Genomic DNA, 4,906 nt, shown 5'->3' on the forward strand with positions numbered 1-4,906 from the left:
ATAGTTTTTGAGCGTATCTTTGTTCTCGGATCGTCTTTAAATGTAGAGTCGTTTTTGTAAACTAGATATTTGATGATCAGAACACAATTTTTGAAAAAATATAAAGGCATTTTTCATAACAATCTACATTTTTATAGTGCGTGCTTTTTTCATATCTTACTTTTTTCTTAGATAAAAAATTTTTTGGCGACTGTTAGAAAAGTAATTTAGGCACTGCTTTATACTCTAGACGAAACAAAAAGTTCAAGGGAACTAGAATGGTGATTTTTTATAATATTAATAAACTGTTAAGGATAGTTTTTAAAATTTTAGATTGAAAATAAATTAGGCAGATCTAATTACCTTTAATGTCTACCCAGACGTGAAGGGGGGGAGGATATAGTTATGCAATATAAATGGAAATTAAGCTGTTGTACACTCATGATCAGCAGCTGTTTTGTGCAAGCCGCAGCTGCAGGTGAGAGAGGAGTACAACTTTTTTATCAGCCTTCAGACTATGGTATAAATGAGAAAACATTCTATAGTCAGTATAAGGAGGGCTTGATAACAGAGAAATACAGAAAGATTAGAGCGTCTAAACGTGATGTTATTTTAAAAACGCGCGGTGAGACCGTTTTTTTTGAAAATCTGAGTGATGTTTCCATGAATAAGAGCTCTGGAATATTGGTCAGCAAAGTGCAAGGGCTTGGAAGCAATAATGCTGGCAATGTCGAACCATATACGCAAGAAAAGAATATTACGATACTTAAAAGTTCAGAGCTCATTTTCATTAATAGTGGAACTAAATTGGAAAATCATTTATTCGATAATGATGGACAAGGCCACTTTTTAAACGATGGTGATACGGATGAGCCAGGGTTGTCTATCAATAACACGGTTAAAAATGGTGGAGAAATCCATATTTATGCGGGAGGCCGTAGTGAAAATAGCAAAATTGAATATGGTGGAACTGAAATTGTTCGGGCTTCGGAGAAAAAACAAGGCTTTTCAAAAAATGCTGTCGTTAAGGAAGGGGGACAGCAAAGGATTGAGAATGGAGGAAAAGTAGAAGGAACTAAAATTTATGGTGGTGAACAGCTTGTTTTCGGGGAAGGTGTTGTTAGAGAGCAGATTAAAGGGAGTAGTGCTTCTAATACTGTAATTTATGGACAAAATGAAACACTGGGGCAACAAAAGATATACGATGGAGGAATAACTTGGAATACGAAAGTTATGCAAGGGGGGATACAGGAGATTGCTAAAAAGTCTCAAAGCGCAAAAAATGGTGGATCTGCGTTTGATACAGAAATTTTTGATGGCGGTAAACAGCGTATCTTAAAAGGAGGGAAGGCTATTGGTGTCTCTTTAAACGAGACTGCCATTCAGGAAATATATGCTGATGGGTTAGTAAAAAATCTAACAATGAATGATAAAGCAAAATCATTTGTGCATGCTGGTGCAGCATTAGAAGGTAAGACACTGGTAAACCATTCTGGACAACTTCATCTCTATGCTGGAAATGATCAACATCGTACTACAGCAGAAAATGTTATTTTAAATGGACAAGATACAAGACTATACTCTATCACTGATGAGTTTGATGGAAAAAGCTCTCTCATTCAGAAATTAAGTGGGCAGGGGAGTGTTATTTTTGCTTTTACTGGCTCTGATCCGTATTACTCTCAGCTTCATGTTAATGATCTTTCAGGAAGTTTACACTTCGAGTTCAATACCACTATTGCACATAACCGTGGTGATTATCTCTTCATTGAGAAGAGCAAAGGTAATCACACAATAAGCGTTGCTGATTCTGGTGTTGAAATCACCGATCCTTCTTCAAATAAGCGTGATTTAATTACGGATCAAAGCGGTGGAGCTCATTTTACTTTGACAGGTCTCTCTGGTGAAGAAATTAATGCCATAGATGGTGGAACCTATATGTATGGTTTGAAACAGAGAAAGGACGAAAATGGAAAAATTTGGTTTTTGTCAGCTGACCGCATTGATGATCCTGTACCTCCCGATCTGATAGATCCATCTAGTGGTGGGGCATCAACAACTCCTTCAGTTGATGCTGTGCTCTCTACAGCAGTGTCCTCTGGATTTATTTTTAATAATGAGTTAGAAATTGTGCGTACTGGAAGAGGAATTCTGGACCAACACAGGAAAGATACAGATCTGTGGGCTTATGCGATTAAGAGCAGAGAACGTGTTGCTACAAACCATACAAATTTTAAGCTTGAACAGACAGGTATAGTATTTGGTGCTGATCAATTGAACGAGCTAACGCATGGAGATTTGTATATTGGTGGTTTTGGTAGTTATGATCAAGTCCGCATTGCTCATGTACGAGGCGGTGATAGCGACATAAGCAGTTATAGCGTTGGAGCTTATGCAACTTACTTTGATAATCGCGGGTGGTATATGGACGGGGTTTTGAAATATAACTATTATCGAGATAATCTAAAAGCTATTTCAACAAATGGTTTAGCCATCCAAGGCAATTATAATCAGTGGGCGATAGGTGGGGCATTTGAGATTGGCTGTCGTTTTGAGCCAGCACAAAGCACTTGGATGCAGCCTTATGTCAAGCTAACAGGTTTGCAAACTGAAGGTAAAAAAATTAAGCTTTCTAATGGAATGGCAGGTGATATAAGTCCATTAACTTCATTCCGTAGTGAAGTCGGATTAACAGCAGGGCATGAATTTATTTTTGGTGTAGAAACTTCATTAACGGCTTACATTACTGCAGCTTTGTTACGTGAGAATGTAAATAATAATCATACGACAATTAATAACCAGTATAAATTTATCACAGACTTGTCTGGAAATGCGGGTAAATTAGGAATTGGTTTGAACGGTTTCGTCAATGAAAAATTAAAATTTTATGTGGAAGCGCATTATCTAAAAGGGTATAAGATTAAGCAGTCACTTCAAGGTATTTTAGGGTTACGTTATAGTTTCTAAATATGTGTTTTGCGCACTAATTAATCTTAGAAATCTTATTGTCTTCGTGAATTAAACATTGAATGTTGTCTATGCATTCTTGGGAGCATATAAACATTGAGAATGATCTTGTGCTCTGTTAAAGGTGCCATCGTTTCTTCATTTATTATTGCAAGTCTTGTAAATTGTGCCCTGAACATAAGGGCACAATTTGAATTTTGTGAAGTTATACAGCTTCAGACTGGAATAGTTCCTAGTGCTTTACAACTTTGCAATTTATAGTTGTAAAAAGATAAATTGCACACTAAAAGTGCATTTAGACATAAATAAAACACATTATGACGCAATCTAAGATAGACTGTCTATGTAGTTGAGGGATATTTGTCTGATAATTGAGAATGGAGTGTGTATATGCGGCATAAATGCAAATTAGGTTTCTCAGTATTAATAATCAGTAGTTGTCTTGTGCAAATAGCAAGCGCGATTGAGAGAAAAAATAGAGAATTAACAAGTATGGAATATATAACGAAGGGAACAACTGTACCAAAAGGTTCAGCACTGATTACATTTCCGCTCAGTAATAATATTATAATTGGCGATGGCGGTGTAGAGATTGTTGATAATAATGGGACTTCAGTGGGAGCGACTGTTCAAAAAGGCGGGATGCAAATAGTTACGCGCGCAGGAACTGCTATGAATACTAAAATCCAAGGTGGAAAGCAGCTAGTTTTCGAAGAAAAAAGTGTTCCAGATTTTACGAATATGGAGAAGCGAAGTAGCGCATATGATGTCACAGTTTCTGGTACGGATGGAGTAGTAGGACAGCAGAATGTGTATGATGGAGCATGGGCTTGGAATACAAAGGTTATGCAAGGGGGAGAACAAAATCTTTATATGGGGAGTAAAAAACATGGTGGTGGTTTTGCAAAAAATACCACAGTTTCTGGAAATGGTAGGCAGCACGTTTTAGAAGAAGCAATGGCTATTAATACTACCTTAGGTGATAGTGCCGTTCAAGTAGTGTATCCTGGTGGTATTGTCGATGCTCTAAAAATTAATAATTCTGCCAGCTCGTGGGTACATGTTGGTGCGGAATTAATCGGGGAAATAGAGGTCAATGATAGCGGATGTCTTTATTTATTTGCCGGTGATAGGACAAATCATATCAAAAAAGAAAAAATTTCTGTGGGAGGAAGGGCTGATGAGTGGCTATTTGGGGTTGGTGAGCGGGATAACACAAAAAAATCTCAGATCTATATTGAGGATCTAAGTGGGGAGGGAGGTACTGTTAATTTTACTTCTATTCCATATGATCCACGCCATATTTCACTTCATGTTGTGAGGCTTTCAGGTAGTTTAAACTTTAATTTTAATATTAGTGCTACGGGTGATAGTAGCGATTACTTATTCATTGAGAATGGTACAGGTAATCACAAAATAAGCGTTTCTGATTCTGGTCGTGAAATTACAGGTCCTCTTTCACAAAACAATAGTTTGGTTACTGAGATCCCGTTAATTACCGATAGGAGTCCCAACGGAGGAGCTAATTTTACGCTGGCAAATAGTGCTGGCACGGCAATTGAAGCTGTTGATGGTGGGACTTTTGTGTATGGTTTGTATAAAAGAGAAAGAGACGCAGAGTCTAGTGGTGGTACTACAACTTGGTATTTAGGCATGGCAGATGGTAGATCAAGTTCTTCGGAGTTTCCCTCTCTGCGCATAAGCAGGAAACCCAAAGTTACTACTTTTTCAGTTTCTTCATCTACGAATGTGGAAAAAAGTACGCAGTCTCATAGAAATACTAATGCTACAAGAAAGCGCAACCAAGCACCAAAACTAAGACCTCCACGGCATTTGAGAGAAGCACAGCTTTCTGTTTCTTCAGAAAATCACGAGCAGCAGTCTATTGTTTCTGTAGATGCTTCGTCTTTAGGCAATCAGATGATTTTGCGTTCGAGTAATCAGGATCAATCTTTTACAC

2 protein-coding genes are annotated in these 4,906 nt (G+C 37.6%); both read left to right on the forward strand.

All coding sequences use genetic code 11. The annotated features are described in order from the left end of the window. The first annotated feature begins 384 nt into the window (after window positions 1-384). Complete coding sequence (gene bafA / locus GQO39_RS08020; protein WP_156851702.1) at window positions 385-2,946, forward strand: BafA family autotransporter; 2,562 nt, start codon at window positions 385-387, stop codon at window positions 2,944-2,946. A 390-nt stretch (window positions 2,947-3,336) separates the two neighbouring features. Further along, window positions 3,337-4,906 (forward strand): pertactin-like passenger domain-containing protein (locus tag GQO39_RS08025; protein ID WP_305764574.1); only part of this gene is annotated, 1,570 nt, incomplete at its 3' end.

The sequence above is a fragment of the Bartonella refiksaydamii genome, assembly GCF_902652675.1.
Classification (GTDB): domain Bacteria; phylum Pseudomonadota; class Alphaproteobacteria; order Rhizobiales; family Rhizobiaceae; genus Bartonella; species Bartonella refiksaydamii.